Source organism: Pseudomonas sp. NPDC087612 (assembly GCF_044743505.1).
In the GTDB taxonomy this organism is placed as follows: domain Bacteria; phylum Pseudomonadota; class Gammaproteobacteria; order Pseudomonadales; family Pseudomonadaceae; genus Aquipseudomonas.
The window spans coordinates 80,780-100,364 of sequence record NZ_JBIUWO010000003.1 but is presented as its reverse complement, the minus strand read 5'-3'; the positions used below and the strand labels follow the sequence as shown (position 1 = coordinate 100,364).

Here is a 19,585-nt window from a genome sequence, read left to right as displayed (position 1 = left end):
ATCGCGCCCGGGTTGTATCAGAAACTCAGGTCGACCTTGGTCCAGAACGTACGCCCCGGCTCGTTGATCGGCTGCGGGTCGGTGGCCGGGTAGCCGAAGCCGGCGTTGCCCGCCAGGTTCAGGTGCTCGGCGTAGGCTTTGTCGAACAGGTTGTCGACCCCGGCGCTGAGCTTGAGGTTGTTGCTGACCTTGTAGGCGCCGTTCAGCGAGAACACGCCGAAACCGCCGCTCTTCTCGTAGTCCTTGCCCACCACGTTGCCGGAGTTTTCGGCAATGCGGTTCTGCGCCGCCACCAGGCGCCACAAGGCCCCGGCGCTCCACACATCACGGCTGTAGGTCAGGCCCAGGCGGCTTTCAAGCGGTGGCATCTGCGGCAGTGCCTTGCCGTCGCTGCTGTTCTTGCCCCAAGCGTAGGCCAGGGTAGCGTCGGCTTTCCAGTTGCTGGTCAATTTGTACGCCGCGCCCAGTTCGCCGCCCATGATCCGCGCGTCGATGTTCTGCGCCTGGGAGCTTGGCATACCCATCATCCCCGGCCGGTAGTCGAAGAGGATGTAGTCGCGGATCTGCCCGATGTAGCCCGAGGCCCAGGCGTCGACGGTCTCGGTCTGGTACTGGATGCCGAAGTCGAGCTGGGTGGTTTTCTCCGGCTTGATACTGTCGAAGGCATTGACCGAACCTGCCGGGCCGGACTTGGGCGAGAACAGCTCCCAGTAGTCGGGGAAGCGCTGGGCGTGGCCGAGGCCGAGGTAAGTGGTGGCGGGGATATCCACCAGGTCATGCTCGTAGCGGATAAAGCCGCTGGGCAGGGTATCGGCGCGGGTGTCGCCACGGGTGGCGCTAGTGGCGCGGTAATCCTTGGCCGAGGCGCGGTCCAGGCGCGCGCCGGTGATCAGCCGGTCCTGTTCGGCGGCGTACCAGGTCAGCTCGCCGAACACCCCGTAGTTGTGGAAGTCGGCGTCCTTGGTCCAGGCCATGTGCTTGTGCGCATCGACGCCCATGCCGCCGCGCTGGCGGTGTTCGTTGGTTTGCGCATCGATACCGCTGATCAGTTGCAGGTCATCCCAGCGCCAGGTGCCCTTGATCCGCCCGCCAAGGGTGCGGCGGTCGACGTTGCTGACCATCGGCATGCCCATCATGCCCATGCCCGAGGGCGTGCGCAGGCTGTAGTTGTCCATCACGTGGTCGGCGTAGTTGTAGTAGACCTGGGCTTCGAGCTTGTCGAAGATTTCGCCGATGTTGGACTTCTCCAAGCGCAGGCCAAGGCTTTCGCGCTTGAACTGCGAGCCGTCCATGCCGCGCCCGGCATAACGCGCTTCACCGTCGCCCTTGCCGGCGGTCAGTTCCACCAGGGTGTCGGCGTCCGGGGTCCAGCCCAGGGCGACGTCACCGTTCCACTTGTCCCAGCGCGACGGCACGGTGTCGCCATTGCCGTCCTCATAGTCGTCCGAGCGCGACTGGTTGCCGACGAAGCGCGCATAGCCGTAGCGATTGCCGGCGGCGGCATCCAGAACCTTGTCGAAGCGGCCGTTGGAACCGCCCAGCAGGCTGGCGTTGACGCGGCTGCCCAGCTCGCCGAATTTTTCCGGCTCGCGGTCGAAAAGGATGGTCCCGGCCGATGCGCCTGGGCCCCAGATCACGCTTTGCGGGCCCTTGATCACGGTCAGGCGGTCGTAGGTCTCCGGCGAGATGTACGAGGTCGGGGCGTCCATGCGGTTGGGGCAGGCGCCAAGCATCACGCCGCCGTTGGTGAGGATGTTCAGGCGCGAGCCGAACATGCCGCGCAGCACCGGGTCACCATTGGTGCCGCCGGCGCGGATGGCCGAGAAGCCGGGGATGGTTTTCAGGTAGTCGGCGCCATCGCTGGCCGGCACCGGCTGGCGTGGGTCCTTGGGGTTGGTGACGATAGTCAGCGGCGAGCTCGGGGCCACGGCGGTGATCACCGTCGGGCTCAGCTCGGCCTGGTCATGGACATGTGCGTCTTCGGCCTGGCTTGCGGCCAGGGCCAGAGGGCTGAGCAGGGTGCCGCAGATCACGGCGATGGTCCCTTGCAGGGACAGACGAAAAACAGCGGTGCAGCCGGACATAATGATTCCAACATCGATCAGTCATAAGGGTGCGCGCAGTCGACGGCTGATGCCGGACTTCGGGCGCAGGGAGTGAACTCAGACGACGATGAAGGGTGGCGGCGCGCGGCTGCGGGCGCCGGGGAATACCGTTTGCCGGGCATGGCCCTGGCGCGGGTAGACGATCAGCCGGTTGCTGGCGGGTACGGCTTCGGTGTTGAGCAGGCTCAGGGCCTGGGGCAGCGCCGGGCAATGGAAGAACAGGCTGCAGTAACCGCACTTCTCCCAGATCACCTTCAGCGCCGGGCTGCCGCCGTGATGGTTGTCGGCATGGCAATCGGCGGCGCTGTCCATGGCCATGCTCATGTTCATGCCTGGCGGCATGGCACGGTGATCCATCGGCATCGACTGGGAAACCAGTGGGCCGATAAAGATCATCAACATGGCAAACAGGCTCAGCCAGCTGCCGCGAAGCGTCCTGGAACCAGGACGTGCGGGGCGGGTGAACCTGCTGCGGGCGCTAGTCACGCCGGGCAGCCTTCAGCGATCAGTGATTGTGAGCGGCTGCCTCGTCGGGTGCCTGTTTCTGCACCGCGACCTCGACGGTGATGTCACCGGCGTGCTTGAAATGCAGGGTCAGCGGGAAGCGCTTGCCATCAGCCAGCAGGCTGCGGTCCTTGGGCTGCATCAGCATCACATGGTAGGCGCCGGGGGCGAATTTCAGCTCGCCGCCTGCAGGCACTTCGACGCTCATTACCTGCTGCATTTTCATCAGGCCATCTTTGTGCACATGCTCGTGCAGCTGGGCATCGTCGCTGATCGGGCTGTCGACGCCGGTCAGGGTGTCGGCGCTCTTGCCGTTGTTGTGCACGACAAAATAGGCGGCAACGTTGGGCGCGTTCGGCGGCAACTCCTGCGACCACGGGTGAGCGATATGCAGCTCGCCGACGGTGTATTCATGGGCAGTGGCAAAGGTCGCCGGCAGCATCAGCGCGGCCAGCAGCAGGGCGTTCTTGAACATGGTGATTCTCCAGTCGATTCAGGTTCGCAACGGGTAGCGTAGTGAACTCAGACCAGAGGGGAGGCGCGGGGGTTGAGGGCCGGCCACTGTTGGCGTGGCGTGGGTTGATAGGCGGTGAGCAGCGGTTCGAGCCCGATCGACAGGGCCAGCGGTTTGCTCAGTTGCGGCGCATGCCCGGGAAGCGCCAGCAACGGCGCGGCGCCCGAGCAGCACCAGCAGTGCTGCATGTTCGAATGGTCATCGCCTTGCTGGCCGAGGTCGATCTTGCCCAGGGCCATGATTGCCGGATTGGCCTTGGCCCCGACACTCGAACAGAAGGCCCCCCACAGCAGTTGTTCGGCCGGGCCCTTGGGGGCTGCGGACGCCAACGGCATGGCCAGCAGATTGAACAGCACTGCGAAGCAGGCAATCCAGGCGATGGCGGGCCGATATGGGGACATGGAAAGATCCGGTCAGGAATCAGAGGTGGCTATTGTAGCGCCCAGTATAGGAAAAATTACCGGGGGTGCGGTGAAGTGCCGCACTCCCGGTTCGCATCAGGCCTGTTTGTTGCGGCCCATCAGGCCGCGCACGGTTTCCTGCAGGTCGGCCGGCAGCACCACCACCTTGGCGTTGTCGCTGCTGGCAAGGCTTTCCATGGCGCCGATGTATCGCTCGCCGAGCAGGTACATGGCCGGGGTGATTTCGGTGCCGACCGCGTCCCGAACCAGGGTGATGGAACGCGCCGAGGCTTCGGCGAGGTTGATCTGCGCCTCGGCGTCGAGCTTGGCCGCCTGCTGGCGCGCTTCGGCTTCGAGAATGGCGGCCTGCTTGGCGCCCTCGGCGCGGGTGACGTCGGCTTTGCGTTCACGCTCGGCGGCAGCCTGGCGCTCCATGGCCGCCTGCATGTTCTGCGACGGCTTGATGTCCTGGATCTCTACCGAGCGCACGGTCACGCCCCAGTCTTCGGTCTGCTCGGACATCGCTTCGCGCAGGCGCGCCTTGATCTGCTCGCGGCTCGACAGCGCTTCGTCGAGGTCCATGGCGCCAACGATGGCGCGCAGCGAGGTCATGGTCAGGCTGGTGACCGCGAAGGAAAAATCCTGCACGCCGTAGGCGGCTTTTTGCGGGTCGACGACCTTGGCGAAACACAGCGCGTTGGCGACGATCACCGCGTTGTCGCGGGTGATGATTTCCTGCTGCTGCACGTCGAGGATGATGTCCTTGGTCGGCAGGCGGTAGGCGACCACGTCCATGTACGGGATCAGCAGGTTCAGGCCCGGCTTGAGGGTGCTGTGGTAGCGGCCCAGGCGCTCGACGATCCACTCCTCGCCCTGGGGCACGATGCGCACGCCCTTGAACAGGGTGATGAGGGCGAATGCGGCGATGGTGCCGACGACGATAAGGCTGGTCATGAGTCAATGCTTCCTTTTACTGATCAGGCCTGGGCAACCCGGGCGGTATTGCCTTCGATGGCAGTGAGGCGCACGCGCTCGCCGGCCGGGATCTCGGCATCGGCGACGCACACCCATTCTTCATTGCCGAGAATCGGCTTTTGAAAGCGCACGCGGCCCTTGTGGAATTCGGAAACCGTGGCAGTGAGCAGGCCGACTTCGCCGATCACGCTATCGGCAGTCCAGCGGGTGTCCGGCTGCTTCCTGCGAAAAACCTTGAACCACAGCAGCGTGGTGATCGACGAGAACACCACCCACAGCAGCACCTGCATATCGAGCTGCAGGCTCGGCGCCAGGAAGGCAATGAACGAAACCAGCACGGCACCAATGCCGAACCAGAGGATGAAGAAGGTTGGCAGGACCAGTTCGAGCACTACGAGGCCGAAACCGAATACCAGCCAGATCCACCATTGCATTTCCATATGGGTGAAGTCTTCCGGGGGGAGGAGGGGCGTAGTGTAAGGCAGTGGGGTAAAGTTGGGGCAAATCAAGCCAGTAAGAAACTTCCTAAAAGCTTTTTTGTATGGCTATGACTCTCAGGTCTTGATGCAAGCAAATCTATCTCGGCAGTTCAGCCAGCATCTCTGATGGGCTGAAGAACTCCCTGTCAACTTCCGGCAGCATTGGTCGCTTGAGGATTAACACCGGCACTCGCCGTTGCCTGGCGATTTCAAGTTTAGGCTCGGTCGCTCCGCTGCCGCTGTTCTTGCTGATCAGCACATCGATCTGCCGACGCTCGAACAGCGCGCGTTCGTCTTCCAGGTGGAATGGCCCGCGGGCGCCGATCACTTCGCAGCGTGCATTGCCGGGGCAGGCTTCGAGGGCGCGCAAGGTCCAGAATTGATGGGCGGGAATTTCGTGCAGATGCTGCAACGGCTCACGGCCGAGGGTGAACAGCGGGCGCTGGAACGGGCGCAGGGCGTCGATCAGTTCGGCCCAGTCGCTCACCTCGCGCCAGTCATCGCTGGCCTGGGCTTGCCAGGCCGGGCGGCGCAACGCCCAGCACGGCACGCCGGTGAGTTGCGCGGCGTGGGCGGCGTTGGCGCTGATGCGGGCGGCATAGGGGTGGGTGGCGTCGATCAGCAGGTCGATGCGTTCTGCGCGCAGGTAAGCGGCCAGGCCCTCGGCGCCGCCAAACCCGCCGACCCGTACCTGACAGTCCAGGTCAGTAGGCACCCGGCCGATCCCGGCCAGGCTGTAGACGTGCTGTGGGCCCAGGGTGCGGGCAATGGCCAGCGCCTCGGTGACGCCGCCGAGCAACAGGATGCGCGTCATGCAAAGCCCCCCGCATGGCCAACGATGCCGCCCTGACGATCAATGGCGAACACTTCCACCTGCACCTGCGCCGGCACCACGCTGCGGGCAAAGGCCAGGGCGTGGGCGCAGACCGCATCACCCAGGGCAATGCCGGCGGCACTGGCGAGGGCCAGGGCCTGCTGGCTGGTGTTGGCCTGGCGAATAGCGTCTTGCAACGCCGGGTCGGCACCAATGGCTGCAGCCCAGTCGGCCAGCTGCGGTAGGTCGATGCTCGAATGGCGGCTGTGCAGGTCCATGTGCCCGGCGGCCAGCTTGCTGATCTTGCCGAAGCCACCGCACAGGCTGAGTTTATCCACAGGCACCTTGCGCAGGTGCTTGAGCACCGCGCCGACAAAATCGCCCATTTCGATCAGGGCGATTTCCGGCAGGTTGTAGACCCGGCGCATGGTGTCTTCGCTGGCATTGCCGGTGCAGGCGGCGATGTGCTGGTAGCCGTTGGTCTTGGCCACGTCGATGCCCTGGTGGATCGAGGCGATGTAGGCCGAGCAGGAGAACGGCCGGACAATGCCGCTGGTGCCGAGGATCGACAGGCCGCCAAGAATGCCCAGACGCGGGTTCATGGTCTTCAGCGCCAGGCTCTCACCGTCCTGCACGTTTACCGTGACCTCGAAGCCGCCGCTGTAGGCGAATTCGGCCGCCAGGCGCAGCAGGTGCTCGGTCATCATCTTGCGTGGTACCGGGTTGATCGCCGGTTCACCCACGCCGAGCACCAGGCCTGGGCGGGTCACCGTGCCGACGCCGTGGCCGGCAACAAAGCGCACACCGGGTTCGGCCTGCAGGCGCACGCGGCTGTAGAGCAGGGCGCCGTGGGTCACGTCCGGGTCATCGCCGGCATCCTTGAGGGTGCCGGCTTCGGCGCCGTCCTCGTGCAGGCGACAAAACTCCAGGCGCATCTGCACCACCTTGCCCTTGGGCAAGGTGATCTGCACCGCATCGTTGCTCTGGCCGCCCAGCAGCAGCCGCGCCGCCGCCAGGCTAGTGGCGGTGGCGCAACTGCCAGTGGTCAGGCCGCTGCGCAGTGGCGCGGGTTGTTCGCGGGTTTCGTCACGCATCGGTAGGCTTGACCGCGTCTAGCAGGGTGATCGGCAGGGCCTGGCGCCAGGTGTCGAACTCGCCCAGGGGTTGCGCCTGGGCGATATGGATGCGGGTCAGCTCGCCGCCATGCTGCTCGCGCCAGTTGACCAGCGCCAGTTCACTTTGCAGGGTCACGGCATTGGCCACCAGGCGGCCACCCGGGCGCAGTTGCTGCCAGCAGTGTTGCAGCACGCCTTCGCGGGTCACGCCGCCACCGATGAAGATCGCATCCGGGCGTTCCAGGCCCTGCAGGGCCATCGGCGCACGCCCTCGAATCAACTGCAGGCCAGGCACGCCAAGGGCATCGCGGTTGTGTTCGATCAGTTGCTGGCGGCCCTCGTCTGACTCGATCGCCAACGCCCGGCAACTGGGGTGGGCGCGCATCCACTCGATGCCGATCGAGCCGCTGCCGGCGCCGACATCCCAGAGCAGTTCGCCCGGCTGCGGGGCCAGGCGCGCCAGGGTGATGGCGCGCACATCGCGCTTGGTCAGCTGGCCGTCGTGCCTGAAGGCGCTGTCTGGCAGACCGGCAAGCGGCGACAGGCGCGGTGCATCGGGCGTGGCCAGGCATTCGATGGCGACCAGGTTCAAGTCGGCAACTTGCGGGTGCGGCCAGTGCGCGGCAGTGCCCTCGAGGCGCCGCTCGGCGCTGCCACCCAGGTGCTCGAAGACCTGCAGGCGGCTCAGCGCGAAACCGCGTTCGCGCAGCAGGGCGGCGATCGCGGCCGGGCTGCTGCCATCGTTGCTCAGCACCAGCAGGCGCACGCCGCTGTACAGGTGGGCGTTGAGCGCAGCGATCGGCCGCGCCACCAGCGAGAGCGTCAGCACCTCCTGCAGTGGCCAACCCAGGCGGGCGGCGGCCAGGGCGCAAGAAGAGGGCATCGGCAACACATTCATTTCGCTGACATCGAGCTGGCGCGCAAGGCTTGCGCCCACGCCATAGAACATCGGGTCGCCGCTGGCCAGCACGCACACCGGCTCGCCGCGCAGGGCCAGTACCGGCGCCAGGGAAAACGGGCTGGGCCACAGCAGGCGTTCGCCGCTGATGCAGTGCGGCAGCAGGTCCAGCTGGCGCTGGCCGCCAAACACCCGTGAAGCGCCCAGCAGCGCGCGCCGGGCCTGCTTGCCCAGGCCACTGAAGCCGTCTTCACCGATACCTACTATTGTCAGCCAGGGCGACATGGATTTCCTCAATTCAACGCAATCCGACCGGCAGGCTTTTCATGCCTTCGGACAAAGCAGGCATAATACCGCGCCTTCTACACTGAAGTGCCTTTTCACGATTGCCGGGTGACCTTTTGAACCAGCCTGTATCGGCCCACCAGCCCCAAGCTTCGCTGCGTCCCTCGGCCTGTCCGGGGTTGTGGCGCATCGTCCAGGCGCTGGACGGCGGCATCTGCCGGATCAAGCTGGCCGGCGGGGCGCTGACGGCGGCTCAGGCCGAGGCCGTGGCCGCTGCGGCCGAGCGTTATGCCGGTGGTGAAATCGAAGTCACCAACCGTGGCAACCTGCAGATTCGCGGCATCGGCGGCGACCACGCCGGGCTGATCGAAGGGCTGCTGGCCGCAGGCCTGGGCCCGCGCGAGGCCGCCGGCGACGATGTGCGCAACCTGATGCTCAGTCCCGTCGCCGGCCTTGATCGGCAGATGCTGTTCGATACCCGGCCTTTGGCGCAGCAGGTGCTGCAGTCGCTGGAAACCACCCCGCGTTTTCATCAGCTCTCGGCCAAGTTCGCCGTGCAGCTGGATGGCGGCGAGGCCCTGGCGATGCTTGAACACCCCCATGACCTGTGGCTCAGCCCGCTGAAGCTTGACGACGAACTGTGGCTGGCATTCGGCCTTGCCGGTTGCCCGGCCGCGGATGCGCCGTTGGGTGCTGTACCCCTGACGCGCGGGCACGAACTGGTACTGGCGGTACTCAAGCGCTTTCTCGATCTGGCCCGGCCAGAGCAGACGCGGATGCGCCAGTTGCTCAGCGAACATACGCCCGAGGCGTTTATCGCCGGGCTGGTTTTGCCGGTGCGGGCGGATGCGGCGGTTTGCCAGTGGCGTCGCTCACCGGTAACGGCGGGCTATCTGGGGATTTATCCACAGCTGCAACACGGCCTGAGCGCCGTCGGTTCGGCAGCGCCCCTGGGGCGTCTGAACCCTTCGATGCTGCGCGCTGCGGCCCGGCTGGCCCGGGAGCAGGGCGACGGCACCTTGCGCATGACCCCTTGGCAGGGCGTGCTGCTGCCCAACATTGGCCACCATCATGCCGGGCAGGTGGTCGACGGCCTGGCCCGATTGGGGCTGCTGGTCTCGACCCATGATCGACTGGCGCGCCTGGTCGCCTGCACCGGTTGCGCCGGCTGCGCCAAAGGCCAGGCCGAAACCAAGGGCGATGCGCGCCTGCTGGCCACCATGCTGGCGCCCGGAGCACCGGCCAGCGTGCACTTGAGCGGCTGCCTGCGCTCGTGCGCCATGGCCCACGTAGCGCCCGCCACCTTGCTGGCGCAAAGCCCCGGCCACTACGACTTGTACCTGCGTGATGCAACCGAGCCTGGCTTCGGCCGCCTGCGCGCACGCAACCTCACACTAAAAGAAGCCGGCGCACTGCTAGACGCCTGCTCACGGAGCACCCTTGATGATTGATTACATCCGCGATGGTCAGGAGATCTATCGCAATTCCTTCGCGATCATTCGAGAGGAAGCCCGGCTCGATCGCATCCCGGCCGATCTGGAAAAGCTTGCGGTCCGCGTGATTCACGCCTGCGGCATGGTCGATGCAATCGATGGCCTGCAGTTCTCCACGGGTGCCGGCAAGGCCGGGCGTGATGCCCTGGCCGCCGGCGCGCCGATCCTCTGCGATGCGCGGATGGTGTCCGAGGGTATTACCCGTGCACGCCTGCCAGCCAACAACCCGGTGATCTGCACCCTGCGCGACGAGCAGGTGCCGGAACTTGCCCGAGAATTGGGCAACACCCGCTCGGCGGTGGCCCTGGAGCTGTGGCGGCCGCACCTGGAAGGTAGCGTGGTAGTTATCGGCAACGCGCCGACCGCGCTGTTCTACCTGCTGGAAATGCTCGACGCTGGCGCGCCTAAACCGGCGTTGATTCTCGGCTTCCCGGTGGGCTTTGTTGGCGCCGCCGAGTCCAAGGCGATGCTCGCTGCCGACAGCCGTGGCGTGCCGTTCGTGATCATGCAAGGGCGCCTGGGCGGCAGCGCCATGGCCGCCGCCGCGGTCAATGCCCTGGCCACGGAGGTCGAATGATGCAGGCTCGTGGACGTTTGCTGGGCCTGGGCGTTGGCCCCGGCGATCCAGAACTGATTACCGTCAAGGCGTTGCGTTTGCTGCGCGAATCGCCGGTGGTGGCCTACTTTGTCGCCAAGGGCAAGCGCGGCAACGCCTTCGGCATCATCGAAAGCCATCTGCAGGAGGCCCAGACCTTGCTGGCGCTGGTATACCCGGTGACCACCGAAGTGCTGCCGGCGCCGTTGTCTTATGAACAGGTCATCAGTGACTTCTACGATGCCGCCAGCCTCGAGGTTGCCGCGCACCTGGATGCCGGCCGCGATGTGGCGGTGATCTGCGAAGGCGATCCGTTCTTCTACGGCTCCTACATGTACCTGCATGACCGCCTCGCCGAGCGCTACGAAGCCCAGGTGATCCCGGGCGTCTGCTCGATGCTCGGCGGCGCCTCGGTGCTCGGTGCGCCGCTGGTGTATCGCAACCAGAGCCTGTCGGTGCTCTCCGGCGTGCTGCCCCACGACGAACTCAAGCGCCGTCTGGCCGATGCCGATGCCGCGGTGATCATGAAGCTCGGGCGCAACTTCCCCAAGGTTCGCGATGTGCTGGCCGAGCTCGGCCTGGCCGAGCGTGCCCTGTATGTGGAGCGGGCAACCATGGCCAATCAGAAGATCGTCGCCCTGGACCAGGTCGACCCGCAGTCCTCACCGTACTTCTCGCTGATCATCGTGCCCGGTGAAAGGTGGCAAGGTTGATGACCCGTAAAGCCCCGGCCATTGTCATCCTTGGCAACGGCAGCCTGGCCACTGCCCGCAAGATCCAGCAGCTGTACCCGGACGCATTGATCCATGGCCTTGAGGGCCGGGTCGAAGGCGCCGACCGCAGTTACCAGGAATTCGGCGCCACCGTGCGCCAGCTCTATCAGCAAGACACGCCGATCATCGCCCTGTGCGCTGCCGGTATCGTCATTCGCACCCTGGCCGGCCTGTTGCTGGAGAAGGGCGCCGAGCCGCCGGTGCTGGCGGTGGCCGAGGATGGCAGCGCCGTGGTGCCGCTGCTCGGCGGGCTCGGCGGGGTCAATCGCATGGCCCGGGAAATCGGCGCCGGCCTGGGCGTGGCGGCGGCGATCACCACCAGTGGCGAGCTGCGTTTCGGTACCTGCCTGCTCAACCCGCCCAGCGGTTATGCCCTGGCCGACCTTGAGCTGGGCAAGCGTTTCGTCTCCGACCTGCTGGCCGGCGAAAGCGTGCGTATCGACGGCGCTGCGCCCTGGCTTGAACAGGCGCAGCTGCCGCAAAGCGAGCAGGCGCACCTGGCGATTCATGTTGGTTGTGATGCCCGTGCAGCCTCGGCCAATGAGCTGGTGATCTACCCGCGTTGTGTCATGGTCGCGGTCAGCGAAGTGCTGCCGGAACTGGCCCAGGCCATTCGCGCTGCCCTGCAGGCGGCGCGCATTGCCGAGCCGGCGCTGGCTTGCCTGCTGGCCGCAGAGCAGCACATGGCCAACCCGGCCCTGCACGCGGCTGCTGCCGAGCTGGGCGTGGACTTGCGCTTTGCCCCGGGTGCCGGTGATGCCAGTGCCCTGGCGGCTCAGGCAATGCCGCAATTGCTGCCACCGCAGCCAGTGACTGACGGCCTGGCCATCGTGGTCTCGAACCAGCCGATCGACCCGCAGCAGATCGGTCGCGCCCGCGGTCGCCTGGCGGTGATCGGTCTCGGCCCTGGCGCTGCCGACTTGATGGTGCCTGCGGTCAAGGCCGAGCTTGCGCGAGCCAACGATGTGCTCGGCTATGAAACCTATGTGCGCATGGCCGGGCCGTTCCGTGCCGATCAGGTGCTGCATTGCACCGACAACCGCGAAGAGATGCAGCGTGCCCGGCATGCCTTCGAGCTGGCGGCGCAAGGGCGTTCGGTAGTGGTGGTGTCTTCGGGCGACCCTGGTGTGTTCGCCATGGCCGCGGCGGTGCTCGAAGCGCTGCACGAGTCGAACGATCCGGATTGGCACGCAGTGGAGCTGGAAATGCTGCCCGGCGTTTCCGCTTCCCTGGCAACTGCAGCGCAGGCCGGCGCTCCCTTGGGCCACGACTTCTGCGTGCTGTCGCTGTCGGACAACCTCAAGCCCTGGTCGATCATCGAGAAGCGCCTGGACCTGGCCTGCCAGGCCGACCTGGCGCTGGCCTTCTACAACCCGATCTCGCGCTCGCGGCCGTGGCAGCTCGGGCGGGCCCTGGAAATTGTCCGCCAGCATCGAGCCGAGCTGACTCCTGTAGTCCTTGGCCGCGACATCGGTAGGCCGGGTCAGACACTGAGGGTGGTCAGTCTCGGTGAGCTGCAAACGGACATGGTCGATATGCGCACCATGGTGCTGGTCGGATCCTCGACGACCTGCGAGTTTGCCCGTGCTGACGGTGGACAGTGGGTCTATACCCCGCGTTGGTATCCACCGCAGCATTGATGCTGCCGTGGAAGGCTTTCGATCCTGATTGACGCGGCCGTCTCGAATAGCGTGAAGCCCCCCGTCGATGGCGACCGGGGCTTCATGAAAAGGACTATTCGAGATGAACGACACCACCGAAATTCTGAGCACCAATACCGCTGCAGTTCTGGAACAATCGCTGATGGCGTTTGGTGCCGGCATGTCCGTGCAAAGCCGCACCGACGTGAAAAACTCTTACCAGTTCGCATCGCTGGTGGCCAGCAAGCTGTATGACCAGGAAGGCCAGGGTGAAGCCTGGTTCAAGCAGTTTCTTAAAGTTCTGCAGGACTGCGGCTGGGTCACCGCACGTCGTAGCTATGAGCGCGAATTTACTTCCTCCAAGACGTTGACTGTCGGTGCCGTCGCCTCCAAGGCGCTGGGCGCGATGGGCACTGCGGTGATGGGCGGCCCCGTCGGTGTGGCGCTTAACAAGCTGACTGGCGATGCGCTGGCGAAGCTGGGGCAGGTCGAGCAGGCGCAGAAGCTGTTTGATCGCAACGTCAAAAACAAAAAAACCGCCACCATCAGTCTGGCCTCCTGTATCGAAACCTCTGAGGGTGAAGTGGTCCTGGCCATGAGCTGCCTACATTCGGACACGTCTGCCAAGGACCTGGATGTCTTCGTTCTGGAATGGACCAGCAGTTCCGCAGAGTTCTACACCGGCGCTGCGGCGCTGTCGTTCAACAAGTCAGTGTATGAGCGCGTACGCGCCACCATTGAAGAGAAACTCGGCGAGCGCAGCATCAATAACGTACTGGACTACGAGATCTGATTGTTCGGGATGGCTCGTCAGGCGGGCCATCCTGCCTTTGCAGGAGCAAAGATCATGGAAACGGATGACTATTCGGTATGCACGGCTGGCGGAACCTTGCTGTTGATTGCCCCGCAAGTGGCGCCTGCCCAGCGCCAGGCGGTGCTCGACTCGCTGCTGTATTCGCAGTTGCGGGCCAACAAGCTGGCCGGGTCGCGCTTCGAGAACTATCAAGCCTGGTTTGGAAGTTACCGAAAGGAACTTTCGGCGCGGGGGTGGATCATCACCCAGTTCTACCACGATACGCAGTCTGCAAGCGCCGGCTCGTTGCTGGCGCCCATTCAGCCGTTGCGCCTGTGGCTGGACAGCCAGTACGAGACCGCGGACGGCATCATTGAAGCGGCTTTGGGCACGCTCAAAGGCACGCAGAGCAGCCTGGATGAGTTTCGCGGCTTCACTTTCGAAGGTCGCGAGTGTGGCACGCGTATTGCCCTTGAGATTGGCCTGGTTCATCCGGGGCCTGTCATCAGCCTGTGCAGCATCGCCTTGCATGCGTCGGAGCCGGTAGAGCAGGTCAGTATCGAGGGGCCGTTGCTTGCCAAGGGGTTTCAGGGTGAGGTGTTGGTCAAAGGGCTGGTGGCGCATCTGGATGGTCAGCAGTACGAGCCGCAGCGTGTTCAGTTGCGAGCTTTGATCGAGCGTAAGCAACAAGAGCATCCTTCGTTGACCAGGAATCTGCCAGGAGGCATCCATGAGTGAACAACAGGTAGCCGTAGTGGGCGCAAGCCTGATGTCGTTCATGCCCGGCCTGTCGCCGGGGCAGCGCAGCTCGGTACAGCTGGCAATACTGCAGGCCGAGCAGGAAACGCGCTTTGTCCACGAGCAGGGCCAGGTTCAGGACTGGTTCAGCTATTACAAGAACAAACTGAAGTTCTACGGCTGGGACGCGGTGCCGCCTAGCGAGGTCCATTGGCCGGGCAACGAGCGCTCGGATGTTGTCGATAGCGCGCTAAAGGCTATCTCGGCCGTCGCCGGCAGCCAGTATGCAAGTTCGACGGAATTGGCCATGCGGGGGCTCAAGCAGGACGCCAGGGCCTTGGTACAGTTTGAGCGGCGTACGCGTGAGCAGGGCGTGTTTCAGTTGTTGCCGTGTGCGCCGGGCCAAAATGGCTCGGTGGATATGGTGCTGTATTACGAAGAGCTTGAGCAGTCGCAAATCACCGCCGGCTTTCTGTTTCGTAAACGCCGGCACCAGCAGGTCAGGGCCGAGCTGGTGCGCTTTAACACCCGTCTGTTTGATCAGCAGTTCAGAAGCAGGGTAGAGCGCAGCCTGCAAGCTATTGCCTGGCGCGAAATCCTTGATCTTGAGTTCTAGGGCACCAGGTAACCCTTGATCCCGGTAAAGATGATCTGCGCCGCCAGGGCGCAGACAAACAAACCCATCAAGCGGCTGACAATCTGCAACCCCTGGTCGCCGAGAATCCGCTCGATACGGTTCGACAGGTACAACACCAGGCCGACGGTGAAGCTGGCCATGGCAATACTGACGATGGCCAGCAGCTTGTCGTCCCAGTGCGGCTGGCCTATCCCCATTACCAGCAGTGCACCGATGGTACCGGGGCCGACGGTCAGGGGGATGGTCAGCGGCACGATGGTTACATCCTGCTGCACGTTGTCGGTCTGCACCGCCGACTTGCCCTGGGCCATGCCCAGCGCGGAAATGAACAGCACGCTGCCGGCACCGATGCGAAATGCATCCACGGTGATGCCGAATATGCCGAAGATCACCCTGCCGAACAGGTATAGCAATACGCTGGCGATCAGCACGGCGATTGCCACGCGCCAGGCCAGTTGCTTGCGCTCCTTGCTGGAGTAGCCGCGGGTCAGGCTGATAAAGCACGAGAGCACGAAGAACGGGCTGTAGAGCACGAGCATTTTCAGGTAGACGCTGAACAACTCATGGAGCATGGTCGAGGCTCGCGGCAAGGGTGATGTGGAGCAAGTGTATGCGAATTACGGGGTTGGAATCTGACTTGATTCGGCTTCGCGATGCGCCACCCAATGCTCGATCAGCTCGCGCAACTGCGACAGTTCCACCGGCTTGGACATGTGCCCGTCCATGCCGGCCAGGCGTGCGCGTTCCTTGTGCTCGGCGAGGATGTGCGCGGTCAGGGCCACCACCGGTGTGCGCCGGCGCTGGTTGCTGACTTCCCAGATGCGCAGTTGCTGGGTGGCCGAGAAGCCATCGAGCACTGGCATTTCGCAGTCCATCAACACCAGGTCGTAATGGTTGGCCTTCATCGCCTGCAGGGCTTCCTCGCCATTGCTGGCGGTGTCCGGCTCCAGGCTCAGCTTGCCGAGCATGCCACGGATCACCTTGGTCGAGATGTTGTTGTCCTCGGCCACCAGGATGCGGAAATCGCTGGGCAGGTTCAGTGGCGCCGACAGCCCGGTCTGCACCGAGATACTCGGCTGGCCCTTGCTGCGCTGGGACAGCTCTTCGGCCAGGGTGGTCTTGAGGGTGTAGCCGGCCACCGGCTTGGCAAGGATGCGCTTGACCCCGGCATTGCGGGCGATGACCTTGCTTGGCGCGTTGCTGATACCGGTGAGCATCACCAGCAGGATGTCGTGGTTCAGGCTCGGGTCTTCCTTGATCTTCGCCGCCAGTTGCATGCCGGTCATGCCCGGCATGTTCTGATCGAGCAGCACCGCATCGAAGTAATCGCGCAGGTGCGCCTTGGTGCGCAACAGGGCCAGGGCTTCCTTGCCCGACGGCACGGCGCTGACGTTCATGCCCCAGGCGCTGCACTGCTGGACCAGAACCTTGCGGCAGGTGTCGTTGTCGTCCACCACCAGCACCCGGGCGCCGCGCAGCGGGCCGTCGAGGTCGGTGGGTGGCTGTTCGAGGCGGTGCGGGTCGAGCGGCAGGGTCATCCACAGGGTGTTGCCCATGTTGTGGCTGGTCTTGATGCCGAACTCGCCCTGCATCAGAGTGATCAGTTGCTTGGCGATCACCAGCCCCAGGTGACCGCCGAGCTTGTTGCTGGAGAGGAAGTGCTTGCTGTGCAGCTCTGCCTGCAGCAGCGCTTCGCGCTCGCCCGGCGGGATCGGTTCGCCGCTGTCCTGCACGGCAATGCGCAGGCGCGGGCTGTCGCCGCGCTGGTCGAGGGCGACCACCAGCAGGATCTCGCCCTGGTCGGTTTTCTTCAGGGCGTTTTCCAAAAGGCTCAGCAAGGCCTGGCGCAGACGCGTCGGGTCGCCACTGATGACCCGCGGTACCTGCGGCTGGGTGAAGCTGATCAGTTCGATGTTTTGCTGCTCGGCCTTGGCCCGGAAGATACTCAGGCAATCCTCGATCAGGGCATTGAGGTCGAACTGCACGTCATCCAGCTCGATCTGCCCGGATTCGAGCTTGGAGATGTCGAGAATCTCGTTGATCAGGGTCAGCAGCTCGTTGCCGGCGCTGTGGATGGTCTGCACGTAGTCGCGTTGCTTGACCGACAGCGGGGTGCCGAGCAGCAGCTCGGTCATGCCCAGCACGCCGTTCATGGGCGTGCGGATCTCGTGACTGATCTTGGCCAGGAACTCGGCCTTGGCGTTGATCTCGGCGTTGCTGGCGGCCAGTTCGCGGCTGGCGCTGAAGCGCTCTTCGCTGATGCGCCGCAAGCGCTCGCTGACGGCCAGGTTGAGCAGCAGGCCGCTGAAACTGGTGAGCCCGAGGAGAATGAACAGCAGCCATTGGGTCGGCGTGCGGGTCAGGCCGAGCAGGGCCGGCAACACCACCAGGCAGCCGATATTGAACGCCAGCATGGCCAGGGCGAACAGCCGCGCCGGGGCGTACCCCTTGTACCAGTGGTAGCTGGCCACCAGCAGCATGCTCAGGCTACCGACGGCCATCAGCGCATAGGTCATCAGGTTCAGCGGCAAGGTATCGACGAACAACAGCAACAGGCCGCACAGCGCGATCAGCAGCATCTCGCCCTGCAGCAGGCGACTCAGGCGCGGTTGCTCGCAAGGCGTGAAGAAGCGCAGGGTAAAGGTCAGGCCGGCCAGCGATGCCAGCAGGGCAGTAAGGTAGGCTGCCGGTGTTTGTGCCGAATGCCAGAGGCTCCACCAGGGGCCGCTGAGGTTGAGCAGAATCAGTGCGCTGAGCAGCATCAGCGCGTGGTAGACCGCCAGGGCCAGGCTGGTACTGGAGCGTGAGTAAGCGAAGCGGATCAGGTTGTGCAGCATCAGCATCAGCAGGCAGCCGAACAACAGGCCGAAGAACAGCGGCTGGCGCTGGTCGGCGGCGGCCTGGGCGGCAGGCTCGAGGCTGATGGCCGGACGCAGCTGGTGTTCCGACACCAGGCGTAGGTACACATCCAGCGGTTGCGTGCTGTTGGGCAGGGCCAGGACATGGTCGCTGCTGCGCAGGTAAGGGTCGCCGCTGTCGCTCTGGCGACCGTTGTGGATCTGCTTGATCAGCCGGTCGCCTTGCAGGGCGTAGAGGTCCAGCCGTGACAGGTCGGGGGCGAACACCCGCAGCAGTTTTTCCTGCTGTCCGGGTTCCAGCCGATAGTGCAGCCACAACGCCTGGTCGGGCGTGGCAGCGTTGAGTTCGTTGAGTTCGAGGGGGCTGAACTGGTTGCGGTAGCGTTCGGAACGTACATCGCTCAATTGCAGGCTGGCCTGGTCGTCAAGCAATACCGCCCAACCACTGCCCTGTTCGGCCACGGCCGGGAACAGGCAGAGCAGGGTCAGCAAGCTGACAGTGAGACCAATGGCAATCCTGAGCCAACGCAAGACGAAATCCTTTCTTAGCCAAATGCCGGATGGTAACTATGCGCGGCGCGCCAAGCCGAAGGCAAGGCCCATGGCGGGCCCTGTCGACGAGCCGGGGGCAGGGCGCTCGTCGCGCCGCTGCCACCAGGCACCGGTTTACTCCTGGTGTTCACCGCGTTCGCGGGCAATGGCACGGTAGCCGATGTCCTTGCGGTAGAAGCTGCCGTCCCAGTTGATCTCGGCTGCCAGGCGGTAGGCTTGTTGCTGGGCCGACTCGACGCTGCTGCCCATGGCGGTGGCGCACAGTACGCGGCCGCCAGTGGCAACTACCTGGCCGTCCTTGAGCGCGGTACCGGCGTGGAACACCTTGCCTTCAATCTGCGCTGCAGCATCCAGGCCGTGGATGACCGCGCCTTTGCTGTAGTCGCCAGGGTAGCCGCCAGCAGCCAGCACCACGCCCAGGCTCGGACGCGGATCCCACTGCGCTTCGACCTTGTCCAGGGCCTTGGCGAAAGCGGCTTCGATCAGCAGCACCAGGCTCGACTCCAGGCGCAGCATGACCGGCTGGGTTTCCGGGTCGCCGAAGCGGCAGTTGAACTCGATGACTTTCGGGTTACCGGCTTTATCGATCATCAGGCCGGCATAGAGGAAGCCGGTGTAGACGTTGCCTTCCTCGGCCATGCCGCGCACGGTCGGCCAGATCACCTGGTCCATGACGCGCTGGTGCACGTCGGCGGTGACCACTGGCGCTGGCGAGTAGGCGCCCATGCCGCCGGTGTTGGGGCCGGTGTCGCCGTCGCCGACGCGCTTGTGGTCCTGGCTGGTAGCCATTGGCAGCACGTTGTGGCCGTCGACCATGACGATGAAGCTGGCTTCCTCGCCGTCGAGGAACTCTTCGATCACCACGCGCGAACCTGCGTCACCAAAGGCGTTGCCGGCGAGCATGTCGCGCACGGCGTCTTCGGCCTCGCCCAGGGTCATGGCGACGATCACGCCTTTACCGGCGGCCAGGCCGTCGGCCTTGATCACGATCGGTGCGCCTTTTTCCCGCAGGTAGGCCAGGGCCGGCTCGATCTCGGTGAAGTTCTGGTAGTCGGCAGTCGGGATCTTGTGGCGCGCCAGGAAGTCCTTGGTGAAGGCCTTGGAACCTTCCAGCTGGGCCGCGCCCTTGGTTGGACCAAAGCAGTCCAGGCCGCGGCTGCGGAACAGGTCGACGACACCGGCAACCAGCGGGCCCTCAGGGCCGACGATGGTCAGGGCGACATTTTTTTCGGCGAAATCGGCCAGTTGCTCCAAAGCGCTGACGTCGATGTCGACGTTCTCGCACTTGGCTTCAGTGGCGGTGCCAGCGTTGCCCGGGGCAACGAAGACTTTTTCGACCCGTGGGTCCTGAGCGACTTTCCAGGCCAGGGCGTGTTCACGACCGCCGCTACCGATAATCAAAACGTTCATGTCAAA

At 64.6% G+C, this 19,585-nt stretch carries 19 protein-coding genes; 7 read left to right on the top strand and 12 right to left on the bottom strand.

Annotation, left to right across the window (positions count from 1 at the left end):
- Positions 1-17: 17 nt before the first annotated feature.
- The 9 genes from ACIOVF_RS06745 to cbiE form a co-directional block, all read right to left on the bottom strand.
- Positions 18-2,084 (bottom strand): TonB-dependent copper receptor, encoded by a 2,067-nt coding sequence (locus tag ACIOVF_RS06745; RefSeq protein WP_401288369.1) that lies wholly within the window; start codon positions 2,082-2,084, stop codon positions 18-20.
- Positions 2,085-2,162: 78 nt separating this feature from the next.
- Positions 2,163-2,591: a DUF2946 domain-containing protein gene (locus ACIOVF_RS06740; RefSeq protein WP_093376587.1), complete on the bottom strand. Its 429-nt coding sequence runs from the start codon at positions 2,589-2,591 to the stop codon at positions 2,163-2,165.
- A 19-nt stretch (positions 2,592-2,610) separates the two neighbouring features.
- Positions 2,611-3,084 carry a copper chaperone PCu(A)C gene (locus ACIOVF_RS06735; RefSeq protein ID WP_045196966.1) on the bottom strand — a complete coding sequence of 158 codons (474 nt, stop codon included), beginning with the start codon at positions 3,082-3,084 and terminating at the stop codon, positions 2,611-2,613.
- A gap of 47 nt (positions 3,085-3,131) precedes the next feature.
- Positions 3,132-3,524, bottom strand: a complete 393-nt coding sequence (locus ACIOVF_RS06730) for a DUF2946 domain-containing protein (protein ID WP_045196971.1) — start codon at positions 3,522-3,524, stop codon at positions 3,132-3,134.
- 96 nt (positions 3,525-3,620) lie between these two features.
- Positions 3,621-4,478, bottom strand: a complete 858-nt coding sequence (locus ACIOVF_RS06725) for an SPFH domain-containing protein (protein WP_045196972.1) — start codon at positions 4,476-4,478, stop codon at positions 3,621-3,623.
- Between the two features lie 23 nt (positions 4,479-4,501).
- A complete protein-coding gene (locus ACIOVF_RS06720; protein ID WP_401288364.1) occupies positions 4,502-4,939 on the bottom strand; it encodes an NfeD family protein in 438 nt (145 codons plus the stop codon).
- 136 nt (positions 4,940-5,075) lie between these two features.
- Positions 5,076-5,792 carry a cobalt-precorrin-6A reductase gene (locus ACIOVF_RS06715; RefSeq protein ID WP_401288361.1) on the bottom strand — a complete coding sequence of 239 codons (717 nt, stop codon included), beginning with the start codon at positions 5,790-5,792 and terminating at the stop codon, positions 5,076-5,078.
- Entirely contained in the window at positions 5,789-6,886 is a 1,098-nt protein-coding gene (locus tag ACIOVF_RS06710) for a cobalt-precorrin-5B (C(1))-methyltransferase (protein ID WP_401288358.1), read from the bottom strand. The genes ACIOVF_RS06715 and ACIOVF_RS06710 overlap by 4 nt, the downstream gene beginning before the upstream one ends.
- Positions 6,879-8,090: a precorrin-6y C5,15-methyltransferase (decarboxylating) subunit CbiE gene (gene cbiE / locus ACIOVF_RS06705; RefSeq protein WP_401288356.1), complete on the bottom strand. Its 1,212-nt coding sequence runs from the start codon at positions 8,088-8,090 to the stop codon at positions 6,879-6,881. Before cbiE ends, ACIOVF_RS06710 begins: the two co-directional genes overlap by 8 nt.
- Positions 8,091-8,206: 116 nt before the next feature.
- On the opposite strand from cbiE, the gene cobG reads away from it, so the two are divergent.
- From cobG to ACIOVF_RS06670, 7 genes are all read left to right on the top strand, one after another.
- Positions 8,207-9,541: a precorrin-3B synthase gene (cobG, locus tag ACIOVF_RS06700; RefSeq protein WP_283817167.1), complete on the top strand. Its 1,335-nt coding sequence runs from the start codon at positions 8,207-8,209 to the stop codon at positions 9,539-9,541.
- Positions 9,534-10,160: a precorrin-8X methylmutase gene (locus ACIOVF_RS06695; RefSeq protein WP_045196981.1), complete on the top strand. Its 627-nt coding sequence runs from the start codon at positions 9,534-9,536 to the stop codon at positions 10,158-10,160. The genes cobG and ACIOVF_RS06695 overlap by 8 nt, the downstream gene beginning before the upstream one ends.
- Positions 10,157-10,891, top strand: coding sequence for a precorrin-2 C(20)-methyltransferase (locus ACIOVF_RS06690; protein WP_401288352.1), 735 nt, complete (start codon positions 10,157-10,159; stop codon positions 10,889-10,891). The genes ACIOVF_RS06695 and ACIOVF_RS06690 overlap by 4 nt, the downstream gene beginning before the upstream one ends.
- Positions 10,891-12,591: a precorrin-3B C(17)-methyltransferase gene (gene cobJ, locus ACIOVF_RS06685; protein ID WP_401288349.1), complete on the top strand. Its 1,701-nt coding sequence runs from the start codon at positions 10,891-10,893 to the stop codon at positions 12,589-12,591. The genes ACIOVF_RS06690 and cobJ overlap by 1 nt, the downstream gene beginning before the upstream one ends.
- Positions 12,592-12,694: 103 nt before the next feature.
- Entirely contained in the window at positions 12,695-13,384 is a 690-nt protein-coding gene (locus ACIOVF_RS06680) for a hypothetical protein (protein ID WP_045196987.1), read from the top strand.
- 54 nt (positions 13,385-13,438) lie between these two features.
- Positions 13,439-14,122 carry a hypothetical protein gene (locus ACIOVF_RS06675; protein ID WP_401288346.1) on the top strand — a complete coding sequence of 228 codons (684 nt, stop codon included), beginning with the start codon at positions 13,439-13,441 and terminating at the stop codon, positions 14,120-14,122.
- On the top strand, positions 14,115-14,738 hold the full coding sequence (locus ACIOVF_RS06670; RefSeq protein WP_045196991.1) for a hypothetical protein: 624 nt from the start codon (positions 14,115-14,117) through the stop codon (positions 14,736-14,738). The genes ACIOVF_RS06675 and ACIOVF_RS06670 overlap by 8 nt, the downstream gene beginning before the upstream one ends.
- Here ACIOVF_RS06670 and ACIOVF_RS06665 read toward each other — a convergent pair.
- From ACIOVF_RS06665 to purD, 3 genes are all read right to left on the bottom strand, one after another.
- Positions 14,735-15,331, bottom strand: a complete 597-nt coding sequence (locus ACIOVF_RS06665; protein ID WP_093376541.1) for a MarC family protein — start codon at positions 15,329-15,331, stop codon at positions 14,735-14,737. The two genes, ACIOVF_RS06670 and ACIOVF_RS06665, sit on opposite strands and share 4 nt — an antisense overlap.
- 45 nt (positions 15,332-15,376) lie before the next feature.
- Entirely contained in the window at positions 15,377-18,148 is a 2,772-nt protein-coding gene (locus ACIOVF_RS06660; RefSeq protein WP_401288342.1) for a response regulator, read from the bottom strand.
- 135 nt (positions 18,149-18,283) lie between these two features.
- The gene (purD, locus tag ACIOVF_RS06655; protein ID WP_213602567.1) at positions 18,284-19,579 is read right to left on the bottom strand and encodes a phosphoribosylamine--glycine ligase; all 1,296 of its coding nucleotides are present in this window, start codon (positions 19,577-19,579) and stop codon (positions 18,284-18,286) included.
- Positions 19,580-19,585: the final 6 nt, after the last annotated feature.